The sequence below is a fragment of the Nonomuraea maritima genome (assembly GCF_900100395.1).
Lineage (GTDB): Bacteria > Actinomycetota > Actinomycetes > Streptosporangiales > Streptosporangiaceae > Nonomuraea > Nonomuraea maritima.
This window is the reverse complement of the sequence record NZ_FNFB01000012.1, coordinates 22570-40064: the sequence shown is the minus strand read 5'-3', so window position 1 is coordinate 40064 and position 17495 is coordinate 22570. Positions and strand designations below refer to the sequence as shown.

18 protein-coding genes are annotated in these 17495 nt (G+C 72.1%); 11 read left to right on the top strand and 7 right to left on the bottom strand.

The window, feature by feature from the left end; all coding sequences use genetic code 11:
• Window positions 1–20: 20 nt before the first annotated feature.
• The gene (gene ppgK, locus BLR04_RS20230) at window positions 21–743 is read right to left on the bottom strand and encodes a polyphosphate--glucose phosphotransferase (protein ID WP_090767452.1); all 723 of its coding nucleotides are present in this window, start codon (window positions 741–743) and stop codon (window positions 21–23) included.
• Between the two features lie 118 nt (window positions 744–861).
• Here ppgK and BLR04_RS20225 point away from each other — a divergent pair, with 118 nt between their 5' ends.
• Both BLR04_RS20225 and BLR04_RS20220 read left to right on the top strand, forming a co-directional pair.
• Window positions 862–1974: a TIGR03118 family protein gene (locus BLR04_RS20225; RefSeq protein ID WP_090767450.1), complete on the top strand. Its 1113-nt coding sequence runs from the start codon at window positions 862–864 to the stop codon at window positions 1972–1974.
• 168 nt (window positions 1975–2142) lie between these two features.
• Entirely contained in the window at window positions 2143–2808 is a 666-nt protein-coding gene (locus tag BLR04_RS20220) for a TenA family protein (protein WP_090767447.1), read from the top strand.
• Between the two features lie 47 nt (window positions 2809–2855).
• Here the strand turns inward: BLR04_RS20220 and BLR04_RS20215 are convergent, their stop codons facing one another.
• Window positions 2856–3443: an HAD family hydrolase gene (locus BLR04_RS20215; RefSeq protein ID WP_090767445.1), complete on the bottom strand. Its 588-nt coding sequence runs from the start codon at window positions 3441–3443 to the stop codon at window positions 2856–2858.
• A gap of 254 nt (window positions 3444–3697) precedes the next feature.
• Between BLR04_RS20215 and BLR04_RS20210 the strand changes: the two genes are divergently transcribed.
• Window positions 3698–4516, top strand: coding sequence for a DUF4253 domain-containing protein (locus tag BLR04_RS20210; RefSeq protein WP_090767442.1), 819 nt, complete (start codon window positions 3698–3700; stop codon window positions 4514–4516).
• Window positions 4517–4536: 20 nt separating this feature from the next.
• Here the strand turns inward: BLR04_RS20210 and BLR04_RS20205 are convergent, their stop codons facing one another.
• Both BLR04_RS20205 and BLR04_RS20200 read right to left on the bottom strand, forming a co-directional pair.
• On the bottom strand, window positions 4537–5367 hold the full coding sequence (locus BLR04_RS20205) for an SAM-dependent methyltransferase (protein ID WP_090767438.1): 831 nt from the start codon (window positions 5365–5367) through the stop codon (window positions 4537–4539).
• A gap of 182 nt (window positions 5368–5549) precedes the next feature.
• Window positions 5550–6806, bottom strand: a complete 1257-nt coding sequence (locus BLR04_RS20200) for a helix-turn-helix domain-containing protein (protein ID WP_090767435.1) — start codon at window positions 6804–6806, stop codon at window positions 5550–5552.
• 197 nt (window positions 6807–7003) lie between these two features.
• Between BLR04_RS20200 and BLR04_RS20195 the strand changes: the two genes are divergently transcribed.
• From BLR04_RS20195 to BLR04_RS20180, 5 genes are all read left to right on the top strand, one after another.
• Entirely contained in the window at window positions 7004–7837 is an 834-nt protein-coding gene (locus tag BLR04_RS20195) for a hypothetical protein (protein ID WP_090767432.1), read from the top strand.
• A 624-nt stretch (window positions 7838–8461) separates the two neighbouring features.
• Window positions 8462–8941, top strand: a complete 480-nt coding sequence (locus BLR04_RS39810) for a hypothetical protein (protein ID WP_143022112.1) — start codon at window positions 8462–8464, stop codon at window positions 8939–8941.
• A 68-nt stretch (window positions 8942–9009) separates the two neighbouring features.
• Window positions 9010–9753 (top strand): maleate cis-trans isomerase family protein, encoded by a 744-nt coding sequence (locus BLR04_RS40785; RefSeq protein ID WP_176903192.1) that lies wholly within the window; start codon window positions 9010–9012, stop codon window positions 9751–9753.
• Window positions 9750–10961 carry an FAD-dependent oxidoreductase gene (locus tag BLR04_RS40780; RefSeq protein ID WP_176903191.1) on the top strand — a complete coding sequence of 404 codons (1212 nt, stop codon included), beginning with the start codon at window positions 9750–9752 and terminating at the stop codon, window positions 10959–10961. The genes BLR04_RS40785 and BLR04_RS40780 overlap by 4 nt, the downstream gene beginning before the upstream one ends.
• Window positions 10962–11024: 63 nt before the next feature.
• Window positions 11025–12350, top strand: a complete 1326-nt coding sequence (locus BLR04_RS20180) for an RNA polymerase sigma factor (RefSeq protein ID WP_090767426.1) — start codon at window positions 11025–11027, stop codon at window positions 12348–12350.
• Here BLR04_RS20180 and BLR04_RS20175 read toward each other — a convergent pair.
• Complete coding sequence (locus tag BLR04_RS20175) at window positions 12347–14275, bottom strand: Xaa-Pro dipeptidyl-peptidase (protein WP_245740358.1); 1929 nt, start codon at window positions 14273–14275, stop codon at window positions 12347–12349. The genes BLR04_RS20180 and BLR04_RS20175 overlap by 4 nt on opposite strands.
• Before the next feature lie 74 nt (window positions 14276–14349).
• Between BLR04_RS20175 and BLR04_RS20170 the strand changes: the two genes are divergently transcribed.
• Together BLR04_RS20170 and BLR04_RS20165 are read left to right on the top strand one after the other, a co-directional pair.
• Window positions 14350–15441 (top strand): ADP-ribosylglycohydrolase family protein, encoded by a 1092-nt coding sequence (locus tag BLR04_RS20170; protein WP_090767419.1) that lies wholly within the window; start codon window positions 14350–14352, stop codon window positions 15439–15441.
• 55 nt (window positions 15442–15496) lie between these two features.
• The gene (locus BLR04_RS20165; protein ID WP_090767416.1) at window positions 15497–16156 is read left to right on the top strand and encodes a FadR/GntR family transcriptional regulator; all 660 of its coding nucleotides are present in this window, start codon (window positions 15497–15499) and stop codon (window positions 16154–16156) included.
• 117 nt (window positions 16157–16273) lie between these two features.
• Here the strand turns inward: BLR04_RS20165 and BLR04_RS20160 are convergent, their stop codons facing one another.
• The gene (locus tag BLR04_RS20160; protein ID WP_090767413.1) at window positions 16274–16483 is read right to left on the bottom strand and encodes a TOBE domain-containing protein; all 210 of its coding nucleotides are present in this window, start codon (window positions 16481–16483) and stop codon (window positions 16274–16276) included.
• Window positions 16484–16638: 155 nt separating this feature from the next.
• Window positions 16639–17013, bottom strand: a complete 375-nt coding sequence (locus BLR04_RS20155; RefSeq protein ID WP_176903190.1) for a YybH family protein — start codon at window positions 17011–17013, stop codon at window positions 16639–16641.
• 329 nt (window positions 17014–17342) lie between these two features.
• On the opposite strand from BLR04_RS20155, the gene BLR04_RS40775 reads away from it, so the two are divergent.
• Window positions 17343–17486: a hypothetical protein gene (locus BLR04_RS40775; protein ID WP_176903189.1), complete on the top strand. Its 144-nt coding sequence runs from the start codon at window positions 17343–17345 to the stop codon at window positions 17484–17486.
• Window positions 17487–17495: the final 9 nt, after the last annotated feature.

The window sequence follows — 17495 nt, the reverse complement described above, 5'->3', positions numbered from 1 at the left end:
CGACGGTCAGCCGCATCCGATTATCGGGCGGCCTCCGCGGCGTGGGCGGCGCCGATGATGCCCGCCTCGTTCTGCAGCTCCGCCGGCACCACAGGGGTGTCGAGGTGGATACGGGGCAGGAACTTGTCGGCCTTCTTGCTCACACCGCCGCCGATCACGATGAGCGACGGCGAGAACAGCATCTCGACGTGCTTCAGGTAGCGCTCGACCCGCTCCGACCACTTCTCCCAGCTCAGGTCGTGCTCCTCGCGGACCCGGGCGGCGGCGCGGTGCTCGGCGTCCTTGCCGTTGAGCTCCAGGTGGCCGAGCTCGGTGTTGGGGACGAGCACCCCGTCGGTGAACAGGGCGCTGCCGATGCCCGTGCCGAACGTCAGCATCAGCACCGTCCCGTGCTGCCCCTTGCCCCGGCCGAAGCGCATCTCGGCGAGGCCGGCCGCGTCGGCGTCGTTGAGCACGGTCGCCCCGTCGAACAGCCGGGCCGCGTCGGTGCCGATCCACGAGCGGTCGACGTTCGCGGCCGAGCGGACGACGCCGTCGACCACGACGCCAGGGAACGTGATCCCCACGGGGCCGTCCCACGAGAAGTGGCGGAGGATCTCGGCCACCACCTCCGCCACGGCGTCGGGCTCGGACGGTTCAGGTGTCGCGATGCGCAGCCGGTCGGCGACCAGCTCGCCGGTCTTCGTGTCGACGGGCGCGCCCTTGATGCCGGACCCGCCGATGTCGATGCCCAGGACGTTCATGGTGATCCTCTCCCCCGGTCGACGCGGAACACTCTCCCACGATATTTCCGGTCCCGGCTGAACCCGTTCCCCGTGCAGCGCGTATCTCGCGTCACAAGCGCTCATTAGGAGGCACCGGATGCGGCCACGCATCATCACACTCTGCGCTGTCGCGGCCGTGCTGGGGGCGACGCTCACCGCTCCCGCGCACGCCGCTACCACCAGGACTCGATTCGACGTCATCAACCTTGTGTCGGACGTCAAGGGCAGAGCCCCTGTCACCGACCCCAAGGTCGTCAACCCGTGGGGCCTGGCCATGGGCAGGACGCTGTGGGTCTCGAACACCGGCACCGGAACCGCCACCGTCTACTCCGGCACCGGCAGGAAGGAGAAGACGGAGGTCGCGATCCCGGGCGGATCGCCGACCGGCCAGGTGTTCAACCCCGGCGACGGCTTCACCGTCAAGGGCAAGCCCGCCACGTTCATCTTCAGCAGCCCGAGCGGCGCCATCACCGGCTGGAACGCCGAGGTCGACCCGGCCAACGCGGTCATCGCGGCCTTCACCCGCGGCGCCGACTACAAGGGCCTGGAGCTCGTACGGACCCGCGACGGCGCCTTCCTGCTCGCCGCCGACTTCGCGAGCGGACGCGTCCACGCCTTCGACGAGGACTTCCGGCGCGTCTCCCTGAGGCGCTGGCAGTTCAGGGACCCGAAGATCCCCTCGACCTACAAGGCGTACAACGTCGCCGTCGTGAACGGCAACGTCTGGGTCGCCTACGCCGTCCGCGACAAGGCCACCGGCAAGCCGGTCCTCGGCGCGGGCAAGGGGTTCGTGAGCCGGTTCACCCCCGACGGGCGGCTGACCGGCCGCATCGCGAGGACCGGGCTCAACGCGCCGTGGGGGCTGAGCCCCGCGCCGAAGGGCTGGCGTCAGTTCGCCGGGGCGCTGCTCGTCGGCAACTTCGGCGACGGCACCGTGCACGCCTACCGGGGCGGACGGCACCTCGGCGCGCTGCGCCTGGCGAACGGCCGGCCGATCGTGCTGCGCGGCCTGTGGGACCTGCAGCCGGGCACCGCGGCCGTCGGCGGCGAGAGCGCGCTGTGGTTCTCCGCCGGCGTCGACGGCGCCAAGCACGGCCTGATCGGCGTCATCGCCCCGCAGGGCACGAAGGTCCGTTCCAGCGGCGCTGCCGCTCCTCAGCCGACCCTTCCTGCCGCTCGTCCCTCCCGCGCCCCGTACGGCGGGTACTGACCGGGACCTCCTGCGCCGTCGTCCCCGGCCCAGGCGAGAGCGCAGCTCGCCGCTACGACGGCCGGGGGCGGCGGTCACCTGACGTTTCCGGCGCGGCCGGCGCGAGCCGCGCCGGAAACCCCTTCCCGGGCGCAACAGCCGCGAGCGCCACCGGTTACAGTCGGGGGCGTGAGCGAACGATCTTTCAGCGAGTGGCTGCGAAGCGAGTGCGAACCTGACTGGACGGCCGTGGTCACCCACCCGTTCGCCATGGCGATCACCACGGGCACGGTCGCCGACGAGGACATGCGGCGCTACCTGGAGCAGGACTTCCAGTTCGTCGACTCGTTCACGGCGCTGCTGGGCGCCGCCGTGGCCGCCGCCGACACGTTCGAGGCGCGGGTGCCGTACGGCACGTTCCTCGGGCAGGTGGCGACGACCGAGGAGAAGACGTACTTCCACCGGGCGCTGGACGAGCTGGGCGGGCGTACGGACGCGCCGACCGAGCCGGTGACGGCGGCCTTCCGGCAGCTGATGGACGACGTCCGCGCAAGCCAGGACTACCTGCTGATCGCGGCCGTGCTGTGCGTGGCCGAGTGGTGCTACCTCGGCTGGGCCTCGCGGGCCACCGAGCCGCTGCCTGAGAACTTCGTCCACCGCGAGTGGATCGACCTGCACGAGGGCGCCGAGTTCCGCGCCTGGGTGGCGTTCCTGCGCGGCGAGCTCGACCGCCTCGGCGCGGCCCTGCCCGCCGAGGGCGGCGACGAACGCCGGCAGCAGGTGCTCGGCGTGTTCCGGCGGGCCGTCGAGCTGGAGCGGGCGTTCTTCGACATGGCCGCCGGACAGACGCGCTAGCCGGGCAGGCGCGCCGGCCGGACAGACACGCCAACCAGGCAGGCTCGCTAGTCGGGCAGGTGGAGTGCCGAGGCGAGGTCGGCGAGTGCGCAGTAGTGGACGGCCGTCATGCCGAGCTCCCGCGCGGCCTCCACGTTGGCGAGCCGGTCGTCCACGAACAGGCACCGCTCCGGCGGCACGCCGGCCCGCTCGGCGGCGATCGCGTAGATGCGCGGGTCGGGCTTGGCGACGCCCACCCGGTGGCTGCTGACCACGTCGTCGGCGAAGTACGTCAGCCCCAGCAGGTCGAGGTGACCCTCCAGGGTGTCCATGGCGTTGGTCACGAGGATCACCGGCACGTACTGCTGCGCCCTGGCCAGCAGCGCCCTGACCTCGTCGTCGACCCAGAAGCGGATGTCCATGAACTCGGCCACCGCCTGCCGGGCACGCTCGTCGCCGCCGAGCGCCACGGCGACCGACTCGGCCCACTGCGCCTCGGTGGCCCGGCCGATCGTGGCGGGCCCGATGAACGCGGGGTCGAAGGCCGTCTTCATGAGGGGAAGGCCGTAGCGGGCCTCGATGGACGCCTGCGCGGCGTGGTCGAAGTGGCGTAGCACGCCGTCGAAGTCGGTGAGAACCGCGTCGAAGGGAAGCACGGTTCCCTATTCTGCCGTGAGTCCGGCAGGTGCCCCGGCCGAAGGTGCCGGCGCCACAGGCGGCACTACCATCTCCGAGACAGGATTCGGCAGCGGTGATCGGAACGGTAGGGCTTGACTTCCCCCCCACGCCAGAGCGCGGATGATTTGGGCCTTCACGCGGTGCGCGGTACCCGCGGCTCATCGTTATCGGCAACGGCTGATTTCCGGCTCAAAGGTGCGATCCTGTGGTCTCCGGCCGTCAAGGAGAAGCGATGAGCGATCACCGGCTGCCACGTGAGCTGGGCGAGCTGTTCGCCGACGGCGGTGGCGACCGGCGGCTGCCCGTGGCGTTGCCGCCCGGCGAGGTGGTCTGGCCCGACCCCGGCTACACCGGGCAGGGCCGCGCCGAACGTCCGGCGTTCTGGATGAGCGACGAGCCGGCGACGGGGGCCGACTGGGCGCGGCTGCGCGCGTGCCACCCGCACAGCGGGCTGTGGCCGCTGCTGCTCGACGAGTCGGCCCAGCCGTGGTCGATCGGCCAGGTGGTGCCGGACGACCACCGCCATATCGACCACTTCACCGCCGAGGGCTTCATGACGGAGGTGTGGCAGGAGTGGGTGACGCAGATGCCGTCCGACGCGCTGGAGGAGCTGGAGCCGTACGGGGCGATCTGCCCCGGTCCTGCGCCGCGGGGCGTGCCGCTGGCCGAGCCGGAGGCGGTGGCCGACTGGCTCGCGGGCGAGCTGGCGGCCAGGGGCATGCCGCTCGGCCTGGTCGCCGCGAGCCGGGGCGCCGACGCGCTCGCCGTCATGGGCTGGCAGGGCGCGCTGCACCACAACGAGTGGATGGTGCCGATGGCCGCCGTGGTGCGCAGCTGGGAGGACCGGTTCGGGGCGCGCGTGGTGAGCGTCGGGTTCAACACGCTCGACCTCAGCGTGGCGGCCCCGCCGCTCGACCGGGAGCACGCCCTGCACGTCGCCGCCGAGCACTGGGCGTTCTGTCCGGACAACGTGGTGCAGGGCGCGGGCGACCTGGAGGGGTACGCCGCGCAGCTCGTCGGTGGCCACGCCTGGTCGTTCTGGTGGGACTGAGCGCGCGGGACTGACGGGCGTCATGGGATGCGGGCCACGGCGCCGTACGTGCCGGACGCGCCGGGGTGTTCCGGACGGGCGTCGCCGGGCCCCGGCCGCCATTCCGGCACCCACACCAGCCCCGGCTCCTCCAGCACCAGACCGTCGAGCAACGCCGCCACCTCCTCCCTCGTACGGATCGCGTGGCCGGGCAGCGTCATGGCCATGAGGTCGTGGACGGCGGGCAGGAGTTCGGCCGGCACGGCGTCGAACGTGGTCTGCAGCAGCGACAGGTAGCTCCGCTCCGGCACCACCTGGCGCAGGCGTTTGATCACGTAGTGGACGTACTCGTCGTCGTTCATGTGGTGCGTCGACACCAGGAGCACCGCCATGGGACGGTCCCAGTCGAGGAACGTCTGCAGCACCCGGTCGTCGAGCACGTCGTCGATCTCGCGGACGCCGCCTTCGACGACGCGTACGAGGTCGGTGACGGGCTCGATGGTGGCCCTCGCGGCGGCGAGCACCATGGGGTCGTCGTCCACGTACACCACGCGGGGGGCCGCGCCTCCCAGGGCGTCGCGGGCGACGTCGTGCAGCTGCCCGCCGGGTGGCAAGCCGCTCGGCACACCGCTGCCGACGACCACGTACTGGTCGACGCCGGCGGCCGCCAGGTGCCGCACCACGCGGCACAGGAAGGCCAGCACCGCCCGTGCCGCCGCCGTCGTGACGGGGGCGGCCGCGTCGTAGCGGCGCACGACGTCCCTGTCCGCCGTGAAATGGTTCTTCCCACCCGCGGCGGCGTCGAGGACGCGCGTCGTACTCGCTCGGGTCAGCTCCAGCTTCGCCAGATTTCGGATGGCACGCTGATGCATTGAGTGTTGCCCCTTTCCCCTCGCCCACAATCTCGGGAAAAGTTGTCCTTTCGGACCCCACTCGATGACCCAGAACTTATGATCCCCGCCTCGGAGCGGAAGACAACCGGAATAGCTATCGATTTCGGGTATATGTGCGTAACCTATGGCACGCATAATGATCTAAGAATGCGGGAAAAAGGTCATTTCCCGAGCGAACGCGAAAGCCTTTCACGATGCTCGTTGAGCAGCTCCACGGTCTCCTCGCGCGTCGTCGTGGTCACCGACAGCTTCGTGAAGGCCTGGTGGTACGCCTCGACCGCGGTCGTGTCGGTGATCAGCTCATCGGACTCGACGCCGTGCGCGCAGGCGACGTCCGACTCGAAGGGCTCGGCGAAGCGCCAGAGCGTGAACGGCCCCGTACGCGGCAGGTAGGCCGGGTCGTCCATCGGCACCACGTGCAGCGAGACGTTGGGCCGCTTGGCGTGCTCGATCAGCGCGTCGAGCTGGCGGAGCAGGCCGTGCGGGCCGACGATCGAGCGCGTCAGCACGCTCTCGTCGACGACCGCCCACAGCACGGCGCCGCCCTCGCGGGCCATGGCCTCCTGGCGGGCCAGCACGATGGCGAGCGCCTCGTCGACGGTCTGCTGGCCGAGCGTCGCCGGGCCGGCCACGGTGATCGCGGCCCTGGCGTAGTCGTCGGTCTGCAGCAGCGGCGGGACGAACTGCGGATGGTAGGTGCGGATCACCGTGGCGCGCTGCTCCAGCGCGTACGAGGCGGCGAGCCAGACCGGCACCGACTGCGCGTCGTACCAGGCGGGCTCGCGTTCGCCCCTGGCGAGCATCAGCACGTACTCGCGGATCGGCGGGGCGGTGACGCCGTAGACGGTCAGCAGGCGTTCGACGGTGATGGGCGCGGGGGCCAGGCGGCCTTCCTCGACGGCGGGGATCGCGGCGGCGCCCCTGCCGAGGGCCGTGTCGACCTGCTCGACGGACAGCCCCGCGGCCACCCGCAGGCCGTGCAGGCGCTTGCCGAGCGCCCGGCGCTGCGCGTCGCCGAGCGGCGCCGCCGCCTCGGGGATCTCGGGGGCGGGCTCGTGCTCCTCGGGCAGCCCTTCGGCCTTACGGGCCAGCTCGACCACGCCGCGCAGGACGACGAGGGAACTCTCCGACAGGCCGGAGGCGGCGATACCGAGGGTGGCCGCGCGCATCTGGATGTCCTCGACGGAACCCGACTCGAGGTAGTCGTCGCCGACCAGCCAGCCGACGCTCACCTGCAGGCAGGAGGCGAGCGCGCGCAGCACCTGCAACGTGGGGTTGGTCTGCTTGCCCGTGCGCAGCTGGCTGACGTAGGCGCGCGTGATCGGGATGCCGGCCTCCGTCAGGGCGGAGGCCACCTGCGCGCCCGTGAAGCCGCGCTTGGTCAGCGCGAGATCGAGCCGCTCGGCGAAGTTGGCCACTGCACACCTCCTACCGCCCGTGAACGTCTCAAGCGTAAGGGACGCCGGGCGCAGTGTCCCCTGCCATGTGGGCCAGCTCTGTCCCACCGGCCGGTATCAACCTATGCGCAAACTGTCAGTTGACATAGCCGCGATCGTAAGGAGACTATCAGCCTGTCTGGTAACTGAGGCTTAACAGCCGGAGGAGGTGGCCGACGGTGACCATGGATTCCACGGGCGCTTCGCCGCACCTTGAGGCGACCTCCCTCGGCCAGGAGCAGGCCGTCCGGCGCATCTGCGCCCGGGTGGCCGCACCGGCGGCCGGCGTCGACGTGCAGGTCGCGAGCCTGCCGCTGGGCGGGGTGCAGGTCTGGCTCGACGCTCCACGTCAGCGCTGGCACGTCCACCACCGGATGGCCCGCGAGCTGCGGCTGGCCGGATGGCATACCGAGACAGGACCCGACCGGCTGTTGCTGCTCGGCTGGAGCGCCGTCTTCCTCGGGCACCGCGCCCGCATGCTGGGCGCCGCCCTGAGCGGGCGGCTCGCCCACTTCGACCGTACGGCGTTCATGGCGGTCATGCTCGCCACCCGGCTGCGCCACCAGGGCTGCCCGCCCGGCTACCTGGCGGCCGTGGTCGAGGCGCGCTGCCGCGACGAGCTGCGCTGGCCAGAGCGGCTGTCCGACCTCCGCGGGCTGGAACGCCGCTCCTCGCTGGAGCCGCTGCGGCTCAGGCTCGCGCAGGTGGCCGGGCTGGAGGCCAAGGTCGCGCGGCGCTGCGGCGAGCATCTCGCGCTCGCCGGGAAGGTCGCCCGGATGGTGGCGGGAGGCGCGCCGCAGTACCTCCTGGACGCCCCGGCACGCGACCTCTGGACGGACGGACTCGGCGACGTCTCCATGCCCGCCGGTCGCAGGCGTGCCCACCCGGCCTCCGGCACGGCCAGGGACGTCTCCGGCCGCGGCGCCGGACTGACCGAACGCCTGGTGTGCATCAGCGTGCCCAACGTGGACGTCGGCGGCACCGACGACGTGAGCGCGGTGATCACACCATGAACCCCCGCACCGCGGCACCCGCCGCGACCACCAGGGACGGCCGGCACCACCACGGCCCCCTGACCACCCCCAAGGATCACGGCCGCCCGACCACCACAACCACCACACCCACGGTCAGGGCGGCCGGGAAGACGAGCGCGCGCGAGCGCGCACACATTGCGGCGTTGCCATCAGGCGGCGGCCACATCGCGGGCCACGCGACCGGGCGAGCGACCGGCCGGGGTGCCGTTCGCCCTCCTGGTCGGGCGTCCGCGGTGTGCTCCGGCTGCCCTTCGCATGAGATCGGTGGCAGCGTCATCGGCGCCGGACCCGGCGTTTCCCCCCAGCACCGTGCGGCACGTGCCCGAACCATTCGGCGCGGTGTTGCTGACCAGCGCGGTAGCGGCTGGCGTGCTGGCCAGGCGGAGGGGTTGCACCAGGGTCCGGTTCACTTCCCGCCGGCCCGGCCGGGCGCGGGGCGTGCCGCGCCCGCGCCGGGCCCGGCGGGATGCACAGCGGCCCGCCCCAGGGCGGCGCCGCCGGACGGGAACCCGAGCCAGGGAGGCGATCGGCGTGATGGGCGCCAGAACGCCGGTCCACGGACCACCCCAGGTGCCGCCCAGCGGGAGGTTCCCATGGAGGGCCGTGTGCGGGAAGCCCTCCGTCCCGGTGGCGGCCCCGCCGGCCGCCGTTCTGCTCGCCGCCACAGCGCTGGTGCGGGTCGCCGTGGCGTCGGGACGTGGGGCCGGGCACCGGCCCCATCGCGCGGCGGAAGAGGAGCCGGCAACACCGTGCCGGCTCCTCGCCGGCCGCCGCCTGCTCGGCGACCGACCGGCCGGCGCGCTCGAACGCGCGCCCGAGCCCGCCAGGAACTCGCGAACCATCCCCCATCGGATCGACCACCCGCTAAGGACAGGAGCGAGCATGCTCACCACGGGGCCCACCTCAGAGGAGCTGCGCAGGCCGCGGCCGCACGAAGTCCACCCGAAGGGCGCACGGCCCGGCGAGGACCGCGACGAAGGGGCGCGACCGGCGCGCACCGTGCACCGGCTGCGCCGCATCAGGCAGGTGTCCGTCCAGGCCATCACCGAGATCGACCAGGCGCTGAGCCACCGCGCCTCCTGAACCCCCGCCTTCCCGCACAGGAGAACCCTCATGCGCACCGTCCCCGCCCCCGCACGCCGGGATGCACCGTGAACCGCGGCAGAGTAGGCGTGATCGTGGCGCCTCCCAACCCGTCGGCCGAGCCGGAGCTGACCCGGCTGCTCGGGTCACGCGCCGACATGCACGTCGCCCGCTTCCCCGTACGTCCCGGGCTGTCGCACGCCGACCGGCTGGAAGGCTACAACGCGGCCCTGTACGCCATGACGGACGCGTTCGGCGGCCTGCGCCTGAACGCGATGGTCATGGCCTGCAGCGAACCCCGCTACCTGCTCGGCCCCGACGAGGACCGCGAGCAGTGCGCCGACCTGTCGGAGGCGACCGGGGTGCCGTTCGCGTCCTCCACGCTGGCCACCCGCGAGGCGCTCGACCACGCGAGGGTGAGCGACATCGTGCTGGTGTCGCCGTACCAGCCGTGGGTGACGGAGCTGGCCGAGCGGTTCTGGAAGTCGGCCGGCATCAACGTCACCCAGGTCGTCCAGGTACGCGCAGAACACGGCTACTCCTCCTACGCGGTCACCCCCGCCGAACTGATCAGCCAGGTCGAACTGGCCGAGCCGCCCGGCGACGCGGTGCTGCTGTTCACCGGCACCGGCATGGCCACGCTGCCCGTACTGGCTCGGCTCACCCGCGGCAACGACCGGACGCTGCTCACGTCCAACCTCTGCACGGCCTGGTGGGCGCTGTCCCGGGCCACCGGCGGGCACGTCACGCTCAGCCGGGTGCCCCATCGCCGTCACACGCAGGAACAGGAGCCCAGGAGACACACCGCATGAACGGCGTCGTCGTCGCCGGGGCCGGGCCCGCGGGGCTGGCCGCGGCGCTCGTCCTGGCCAGGGCCGGGATCCGGGTGACCGTCCTGGAGCGCGAGAACGAGCTGCCCCGCCGGCCGCGCGCGTGCACCTTCCACCCCGCCACGCTCGACCTGCTGGACGAGCTCGGCGTCGCCTCCCGGCTGGTCGCCGCCGGGCGGGTGGTGGACCGGGTGCAGTGGCGCGACCGGTCCGGGATGGTGCTGGCCGAGATGGGGATGAACCGGCTCGACGGCCTGACCCGGCATCCGTTCCGTATGCACCTCGACCAGGCGTCGCTCACGGCGCTGCTGCTGGAGGCCCTGAATGCCTGCCCGGAGGCGGAGGTGCGCTTCGGCGCCCACGTCGACGGCGTCGCCGAGGGCGGCACGGGCGTCCGGGTCCGCGTCGGCCACACCTGGACGCTGGGCCGCTACCTGATCGCCGCCGACGGCGCCCAGAGCACCGTGCGGGGCGTGCTCGGGCTGCCCCTGCCGCGCTCGGCGCACCAGGCGCAGGCGCTGCGGGTGTTCGTCGACTCGCCGCTGGACCGGATGCTGCCGAGCCTCGCGCCGCTGACCCACGTACGCGACCTGCAGCAGTCGTGCACGCTGTTCGGGCTGCCCGACCACTGGCGGATCATCTTCAAGATCCCGTGCGACGCGCACGAACCCCTGTCGCCTTCGAACCTGTCGCTGCTGGTCCGCCGGGCGCTCCCGGGCCTCGGCGGGCCGATCAGGATCACCGGCGCCGACCGGTTCTGGCTGTCGCGGGGGGTGCTGAGCTCGTACCGGTGCGGGCGGGTGCTGTTCGTGGGCGACGCCGCGCACCTCACCTCCACGGTCGGCGGGCTCAACATGAACGCCGGCATCCACGACGCCGTCGAGCTGGCCGGCGTGATCACCGCCGTGATCGGCGGGCAGGCACCGGCGGCCGCGCTGGAGGCCTGGGCCTGGCGGCGGCGCTCGGTGGTGCTGCAACGGGTGCTGCCGCCCCGCGAGGCGCGGCGGATGGGGGTGCGCGAGCACGACAGCGCGCGCCTCGACGCGGCCACGGCCGGGTTGCGGGCCATCGCCGGCGATCCGGACGCGACCCGCGCGTACCTGGCGCAGGCATCGCTGCTGGACACCGTGCCGCACACGGCGTCATGGGCGGCGTCCCGCGCCGTGCCGAACCCCGTCGGGAGGTCATGAACCTCGCGACCGCGTACAGAGAGCGCGTACAGAGAGAGGAGGTGAACGCCGATGTGGCGGACCATGTCCGACGACGCGCGCCAGGCCGTCCGCGACCTGTGCGACAAGCACGGCGCCCGCCTGTACGACTACTGCCGCACCGAGCTCGCCACGGCCGACGCCGAGCAGGCGGTCGCCGGAGCCGCGCTGACAGCTCACCTGTACGCGGACCGCGTCGTGGACCCGGCCCTGCGCCGGGCGTGGCTGTACGCGGTGGCACGGGCGCACCGCGCGGTCGTCGCCGGGCCCGCGAGCATCGGCTCGTGGTCACGGCCCGGCCGGATGTCCGAGCTGCTGCCCGAGGCGCTGCTGTCCCTCGACCGCCCGCAGCGCGAGCTGCTCGACCTGTCCGTACGGCACGGCCTGGCCGACCAGGAGCTCGCCGCCATCTTCGACCTGCGCCAGGACGAGGTCCGCGCCGTCGTCACCCGGGCCGCGAACGGCCTGGAGGAGTGGTTCGCGGCGATCGTGGCCGCGCGCTCCCGCGACGGCTGCCCCGACCTGTCGGCGCGGGTGTCCGAATGGGTCACCGCGCCGGGGCGACGGGCCAGGGCGCGGATCGGCCGGCACATCCAGTCCTGCGCGACCTGCCGGGCCGCGCCCAGGACGATGACGGCCGGGGCGCTGCTGCGCCGCCTGCCGATCACGGCACCGCCCGGCACGCTTCCCAACCGGCTGGCGTCGGCGCAGCCGCTGCCAGGACAGGGGCCTCTCTGGCGGGCGGACGGCTTCCCTGTGCAGGCGCGCCTGCAGGTGGATACCGGAACCCCGGTCCCGCCGAGCGCCGATGCCATGCTGCCCGCCCCGGTCGCCGACCCCACGACGGCGACCGCGGGAAAGCCCTGGTCGGCGGCGGGCGCGGCCGCCGCCGACCAGGAGCTTCCTGCCGCGCCCGCGGTCCGCGGGCGACACCCGTTCACGCCGCCGAGCCGTACCAGGCCCTTCCGTGGCGGGGCGTACGGCGACAAGCTCGTCTACACCGTCACCACCGTGGGCGAGAGCAACGGGGCGCGCGCCCTCATCCGGTACGGCGGGATCGAGCCGGCGGGCGGCGTCCGTCCTGAGGACGAGGACTTCTGGCGGGAGCCGCCGCCGGACGACGACGCCGAGACCGGCGCGCCGCTGCGGCTGGTGGCCAGGCTGGGCCTGGCCATGGGGGTGGTGCTGCTGGCGGCGGGCCTGGTGTGGGCCGTCATGAACGCGCGCGAGCACCCGGTCGTGATCACGAAAGCGGCCGCCCAGACGAGCGTGCTGCTGCACGGCCCGTCACGCTGGGCGGCCGAGGTCACCGCTGCCGCGCACGAGGTCCCGGGCTCCGCGGAGCCCGGGACGCTCGCCGCCGGAGGCTAGAAGAAGCTGGCCTCGGCGTCGGGCTGCGGCAGCTGCACCCGCTCGGGCCCGTGGAACTTGCCCTTGCCCTTCGGCAGGTGCGGCATGTCGGACACGAACGGCACGACGACGCTGCTCTTGCTGAGGTCGACGGTGACGTTCGCCCCGGTCGCCTGGTCGCCGACGTAGTTGGAGTCGGTGCCGGCGATCACCAGGCCGATGCGGTGGCCCTGCTTGAAGGTGTAGTCCTGCGGCAGGGTCTGCCACTTGACCTTGCCGTACTGGCCGACGCGCAGCGGCGACGACTGGCTCAGCGAGTCACGGTTCTGCACGTCGATCCAGCCGCGGGCGATGACCTCCAGCGGCCGGGTGGCGACGTTGGTGACGGTCTTGCGGTAGCAGGCGTCGTCGTCCGCGGTGCTCTCGCCGTAGCAGTCCTCCTCGGTGAGGGTGGTGATGCCCTGCCCGCGCCGCCAGTCGACGCGGGTGTCCTCGCCGAAGTCCACGAGCAGCGCCGTCAGGTTGGACGTCGGCTGGTCCAGCTTGACCCGCAGATCGACCGTGGGCGTGCCGGACAGGCGCATGTCGGCGGGCAGTTCCTCCGTGGTGAACGCGATCCGGCCCGGGTTCGGCGTGCCGACGTCGGCGACCATGGCGTTCTCGTTCATCCGGGTGTCGGTGAACGTGGCCGTGCTGCCCTTGGCGGGACGGTCGAGGCCGAGGGTGCCGTCGGCGGACGGGCGCAGCGTGGTCTTGCGCGTGTGCGGCGCCGGCCAGTCGCGCTCGGTGGTCCACTGCGCCGGGGCCACCTCGACGTCGGCGCGCGGCTCCTTCATGATGCCGTTCTGGACGCCGTGCAGCCAGTAGTCGAACCAGCGGTGCAGGGTGTCCACCCACAGCCCGCGCCGGCCCTCGAAGTCGAACGGGTCCACGTGCTGGGTCTGGCCGACCCAGATCTTGCGCGGCACGTTCCGCTCGGCCAGCTCCTGCCACCAGGTGGAGAAGTTGTCCGGCTTGACGTTGAGGTCGTTGACCGTGTGCACGACGAAGACGCTCGCCTTGACCTTGCGGACGTCGGCCAGCGTGCCCGAGATGTAGTCGCGCTCGGCCCACAGGGCGTTGTAGTTGCCGGTCTCGTCGCCGTCGGCGGCGTTCAGCGCGTCCCGGACGGCCTGGCACTTCTCGTCGGGGTCGGTGTCGACGGCGTTGGTCAGGTACGAGATGTAGTCGTAGTTGTAGATGACGCCGTTCGAGCGCTGGTACTTGTACCAGGAGCTGATCGCCGAGATCGGCACGATCGTCTCCAGGCCCTTGACGCCGGTGGCGGCGACGGCGTTGGCCAGCGTGCCGTCGTACGACTTGCCGATCATCGCCGACTTGCCGGTCGTCCAGTCGGCGACGGCCGGGCTGCCGTCCGCCTTGTACGCCTTGGCGCGGCCGTTCAGCCAGTCGATGACGGCCTTGCCGCCGAGCACGTCCGCGGCGCCGCCCATGTCGGGGCAGCCGTCGGACTTGGTGGTGCCGATCATGTCGACGTTGAGGACGGCGTAGCCGCGCGGCACGAAGTAGTTGTCGTAGAAGAGCGGGAACTTGGTCACGTTGCCGTCGGCGTCGTAGACCTTGCGCTCGCCCTCGTTGCCGCGGCCCGAGTTGTCGTAGTACGGGCTCTCGTCGATGATCACGGGAACCTTGAGCCCGGGGCCGGACTCCCGCGGCCGGATGATGTCCACCCGTACCTTGTCGAGCTTGCCGTCGGAGTCGCTGTCGACGGGCGACTCGACGTACACGTGCTCGCGAATGGCGTCGGAGTAGGAGAAGACGGGTTGGGTGTGCCCGTCCTGGACGGTGATCTTGGGAGCGGGGGCGGGGGCGGCCTGGGCCGGGGTGGCCACGGCCATGGCGACGGTGAGGGTTACGGCGAAGAGGGCGGGTCGTAAATGTGACACGCGTGACCTCCGTGACTTCTGATCAAATTACACGCAAATCTTCCAGAAGCACCAGAAGCTGGCAAGATCGAAGTATGGACGTTCAGGAACGGGTCCGCGGCTGCCTGCTGGGCGGTGCGATCGGCGACGCGCTCGGGGCTCCGATCGAATTCCAGTCATTAGCGGACATTCTTCGCGAACATCGCGGCAGTATTCAGGGATATGTCGCGACATGGCGCGGAGCAAAGGGCCTCGTCACGGACGACACCCAGATGACCCTCTTCACCGCAGAAGCCCTCGCGGCCTTCCGCACCACGCCCCCCGCTCCCCGATTTCATGAACCCCAAGAGCCAGGTGCTGTCCCACAAGGACCTGGCGGTGGGTTCGAGGGGTACGCGGCGGCGGTGCGGGCCGTGCGGGCGGCTTACCTGCGGTGGGACGACACCCAGCACCACCGCGCTCCCCCGCCGCCGGACCGCTCCCACCGCACCGGGTGGCTGCGTGAGGAGGGCTGGCTGTACTCCCGGCGCGCCCCCGGCAACGCTTGCCTGTCGGGCGTGCGCACCCCCTTCCCCGGCCCTTCGCCGCTGGGCCGGCCCGGCCCGGTCAACCCCGCCTCCAAGGGCTGCGGCACGGTGATGCGCTCGGCGCCGTTCGGGCTCGTCGCGTACTCGCCCCTGGTGCCCGGCCCCGAGGAGGCGTTCGAGCTGTCGGCGGCGTGCGCCCAGATCACCCACGGGCACCCCACCGGCTACCTGGCCGCCGGAGCGTTCGCGGCCATCGTCGCGTACCTCATGAGCGGCGAGGCGCTGGAGCCGTCCGTCCGCCGCTCGATGGACCTGCTCGCCGCCCGCCCCGCGCACGAGGAGACCACGGCGGCGCTGGACGCGGCCCTCGAGCTGGCCGCGAGCGGGACGCCGTCGGCGGAACGGGTGGAGTCGCTGGGCGGCGCGTGGATCGCCGAGGAGGCGCTGGCCATCGGGGTCTACTGCGCCCTGGCCGAGCCCGACGTGGAGCGGGCGCTGCTGCTGTCGGTCAACCACTCAGGCGACAGCGACTCGACCGGCTCGGTCTGCGGCAACCTGCTGGGCGCCTGGCACGGCGCCGCCGCCCTGCCCGCACCCTGGCTGCGCCCGCTGGAAGGACGTGAGACGATCGAGCGTCTTGCCACGGAGCTGTGCTCCTGATCGCGCCGCAGGCCCGCGGTTCGTAGGGTGGAACTACTCGATGAGGGGTGAGTGCATGCGGAACGTCGCCCGGACCTCGCTCGTGGACTCCGCCATCCAGGAGCTCCGCCGAGAGATCGCCGAAGGGGCGTGGCCGGTCGGGACGAAGATCCCGTCCGAGAACCAGCTGGCCGAGAGCCTCGGCATGAGCCGGCTGTCCGTACGCGAGGCGGTGCGCGTCCTCGCCCACGCGGGGCTGCTGCACACCCGGCAGGGCGACGGCACCTACGTGACCGCGACCGACGAGTCCCAGGTGGCCCTGCGGCGCCGGCTCGACACGGCCGCCGCCATGGACATCATCGACGTACGCCGCGGCCTCGACCTCGTCGCGGCCCGGCTGGCGGCGAGCCGGCGCACCGACGACGACCTGACCGCGCTCCGCGACCACCTCGCCCGCAGGGACGCCGCCGGGCGGGCGGGCGACCTCGACGGGTTCGCCGACGCCGACGTGGCGTTCCACCTGAGTGTGGCGAGCGCCGCGCACAACGCCCTGCTCGGCGATCTCTACCGCAGCATGAGCGACGCCCTGCGCGACAGCGTCAGGGACCAGGAGGAGGCGGCCCTCCACCCCGACACCTCACACGAGGAGCTCCTCCAGGCGATCGAGGACGGCGACCCGTCCCGCGCGGTCGCCGTCTCCATCGCCATCCTCGACCAACAAGAACGCCACCTCTGACACCCTCGACACCCCACCTACGTCCTTTTTCGGGGGGTGGGTCACCGGCAACGCCCCTGCTCCGAGACAGCCGGCCTCTGGTGGTGGCGGTGTTCTCCGTCGGGGTGGCGGCGTCGGTCAGGTTTCGAGGCCCAGCATGACGTCGGAGGCCTTGACCATGGCGAGCACCTCGCTGCCCTCCCGCAGGGCGAGTTCGTCGGCCGCCTCCACCGTGATCGACGCCACCAGCCGCACCCCGCCCGCGTCCAGCTCGACGTTGGCCGTCGCCTCGCCCTTGGTGATGCCCACCACCCGAGCCGGAATCTTGTTGCGCGCGCTCAACCGCATGCCTGTCCCTCTCATTCACGCCATGGGGGGACGACTCTCCTCGCGACCGGCCCGGCGAAGAGGCGGAAGGCCGGCTCGCCTTCCGCCTCCACCCGTCGGGACGGGACGGCCCCCGGCCGTCCGAAGCGGGCACGTCCCGCGACGGACTCCCGAGCTCAGGACGTCTTGTTGGTCATCAACTCCGAGATCTTCCACTGGTTGCCCTCGCGGGCCAGCACGAACAGCTCGCGCATGGTCTCCTCGCCCTGCTTGCTGGTCGCGCGGACGATCGCGTTCTCCGGGCCGGCCGCACGCGCCTCGTCGATGGCGTGCGAGCCCTGCTTGTCGGCGTCCTTCACCTGGTCCTTGAACAGCGTGCGGATGGCTTCCGTGCCCTCCGCCGTGGCCTGGCCGTCCCAGGCGACGATCGCGTCGCGGCTGAAGCTCTCGATGATCTTGTCGACGTTGCCGCTCTTCAGGGCGTCGAAGAAGTTCTGGACGACCGAACGGGCCTCGGCGCCGCCGGTGGGGGTGCCTTGGGTGGGGGACATGTCCGAAGGGGACATGTCAGGCGATTCCATGGGCGGCGCCGGGCTCGCCGCACCCTGCATCGCCTGAGTGGTCCCCGAGGAGCAACCGGTGACGAGGAGGGCGGGAAAGATCGCGGCCAGCAGGAGTGTCCTGGCTTGAGAGTGCTTGCTCATGCGCGCTTGATGCCCGCGCCCGTCCGGGGCGAATGCCCGGTTTAGGCACTTCGCACAACGCCTTTACTCCCCACTACTCAACGTCACGGCTCGCTGATACATGAGAGACCGTTAAGAGCTGTGATCGTTGCGGAATCGCGACCGGTGATCACCGGTGTGCCTATACCGTCCATCCAGTGCCGCGACTCCAGCAGAATGCCGAACCACTCCCCAACCGCGAGGACGCCGAACGCTGCGAGAGCGTCGAATCGGGACGGCGTTGCGTGCTACCCGTCACCCACCGCAGCCCGCACGTCTACCCGCCCGACGAGACCCGCTAGACGTGATCC